The sequence below is a fragment of the Dietzia sp. CQ4 genome (genome assembly GCF_014145125.1).
In the GTDB taxonomy this organism is placed as follows: domain Bacteria; phylum Actinomycetota; class Actinomycetes; order Mycobacteriales; family Mycobacteriaceae; genus Dietzia; species Dietzia natronolimnaea.
In genome coordinates, this window is sequence record NZ_JAALDZ010000164.1 from 1 (window position 1) to 2,210 (window position 2,210).

General features: G+C 64.4%; 1 protein-coding gene and 2 pseudogenes. 2 read left to right on the forward strand and 1 reads right to left on the reverse strand.

Annotated features, from left to right (window positions below; translation table 11 throughout):
* Nucleotides 1-45: 45 nt before the first annotated feature.
* Nucleotides 46-377: pseudogene (locus G6031_RS10315) on the forward strand (transposase); the annotation flags it as partial.
* 57 nt (nt 378-434) lie between these two features.
* Here the strand turns inward: G6031_RS10315 and G6031_RS10320 are convergent.
* Entirely contained in the window at nt 435-1,697 is a 1,263-nt protein-coding gene (locus G6031_RS10320) for an IS256 family transposase (RefSeq protein WP_182638538.1), read from the reverse strand.
* An 81-nt stretch (nt 1,698-1,778) separates the two neighbouring features.
* On the opposite strand from G6031_RS10320, the pseudogene G6031_RS10325 reads away from it, so the two are divergent.
* A pseudogene (locus tag G6031_RS10325) lies at nt 1,779-2,210 on the forward strand (IS3 family transposase); the annotation flags it as partial.

A 2,210-nucleotide genomic window follows, 5' to 3' on the forward strand; every position in this document is an offset into this window, starting at 1 on the left:
TGGATCTGTCGGAGGGTTCCGATCTAACAAGGAAGACTGGAACCCATGGCAGCACCACGAAAGTTCGACGCCGAGACCCGTGAGCGCGCGGTCCGGATGTACCACGAGCACCTGGCCGATGCGCAGTGCTCCAAGCTCGCCGCCCGCAAGCACGTCGGGTCGCTATTGAGCGTGAAGCCCGAGACCCTGCGGAACTGGATCGAGGCCGAGTCGGGCGCCGCGCCAGCGCAAGCGTCGGCCGATTCAGCGGAGGTAAAGCGACTCAAGCGGGAGAACGCCGAACTGCGGCGGGCGAACGAGATCCTCAAGACCGCCTCGGCGTTTTTCGCAGCGGCGGAGCTCGACCGCCGACTTACCTAATCGTTGACTACATCGACGGGGGGTGTCAAGTTTTCTGTGTAAGGGGCCGGTCAGTTAGCCCTTCTGCCTGGTGGTCAGAGTGGGAGTCGGTTGGGGAATTGCACGGCGAAGGCGTTCAGGGCTTGGTGCCATCCTCGGGTGCCTGTGCCTAGCTCGCCGCCGCGGGTGGTTTCGATGTTGCGGATGCCGAGATAGACCAGCTTGATCGCCGCCTCAGCCGAGGGGAACGAGCCCCTGGTCTTGGTGATCTTTCGGAGTTGATAGTTGATCGACTCGATCTGGTTCGTCGTGTAGATGACCTTGCGGATCTCGGGGGTGAACGCCAGGAACGGAGTGAAGTCCTCCCAGGCATTGCGCCACGCCATCACCGCCGCTGGCGCCTTGGTGCCCCAGGTCTCGGCGAAGGCCTCCATCGCCAGCTCGGCCGCCTCGATGGTGGCCGCAGTGTAGATCGGCTTCATGTCCCTGGCCATGCTCTTGCGGTCGGCGTAGGAGGCGTACTTCATGGCCGAGCGCAGGAGATGCACCACGCAGGTCTGCACCACGGTCTCGGGGTAGACGCTGTTGACCGCGGCCGGCAACCCGGTCAGTCCGTCGCAGCACAAGATCAGGATGTCCTTGGCTCCGCGATTGCGGATCTCGGTCAGCACGTCTGCCCAGAACTTGGCCCCCTCGGTGGCGCCGAGCCACAGGCCCAGCACCTGCTTGCGGCCCTCCAGATCGACCCCTACGGCCACGTGACAGGCTTTGTTAGCCACGACCCCGCCGTCGCGGATCTTCAGCCAGATCGCGTCGATGTAGACGATCGGGTACACCGTCTCCAGCGGCCTGGACTGCCAGAGTGCAATCTCGTCGGCAACCACGTCGGTGACCCTGGAGATAGTCGCGGCGGAGACCGTGGAGCCGTAGATCTCCTCCATATGTGAGCTGATGTCCCTAGTGGTCATTCCACGGGCGTAGAGGGACAGGATCATGTCCTCGACCTTGCCGACCCGGCGGGCGCGTTTGGGGACGATGACCGGCTCGAACGAGCTATTGCGGTCCCGCGGCACGGTGAGCTGCACGGGGGCCTGGAGGGTCTGCACGGACTTGGTGGTCTTGCCGTTGCGGGAGTTGCCGCTCCCGTGCCCGGCGGGGTCGCCGGATTCATAGCCCAGGTGGTCGCTGAGCTCGACCTCCATGGCCCGCTCCAGCACGGCCTTGGTCATCCGTGTCAACAACTCCTCGACGCCGTGACGGCCCTCGCCCAGCTCCTCGGCGGCGGTCACCAGGGCATCGATCTGATCGGCGTTCAGCACCCCAGCAAGAGGGTTCTGCGCATCAGCTACTTCAGTCATTCGGTCGATCCTTCCGGAGGTGAAACCCGTAGGTCACACCTCGGTACGAGACCGGACCCTTACACACTCAATGAAACACCCTACATCGACGCTCACAAGGTGCGATTCGGGGTCGAGCAGATCTGCCGCGTGCTCACCGAGCACGGCATGACGATCTCCCCGAGCACCTACTACGCCCGCTCGGCTGCGCCGTCCACTGCTGCCGAGCTGGCCGATGCGTACGCCGCGCACGAGGTGTTCTGCTTGTTCCACGACCAGCGGGGCCTGTACGGGGTGCTCAAGCTGTGGCACAGCCTGCGGCGGCGGGGTCGCGATGTCGGCCGCGACCAGGTCGCTCGACTGATGCGCATCTGCGGCATTGCTGGGATCGTGCGAGGTAAGCGGCGCACGGTCACGACCGAGTCGGATCCCTCGGCGGATCGGCATCCCGATCTGATCGACCGTCAGTGGAACGCTCCAACGCGTCCGGACCAGTGGTGGGTAGCGGACTTTACATATGTATGGACGTTGGCC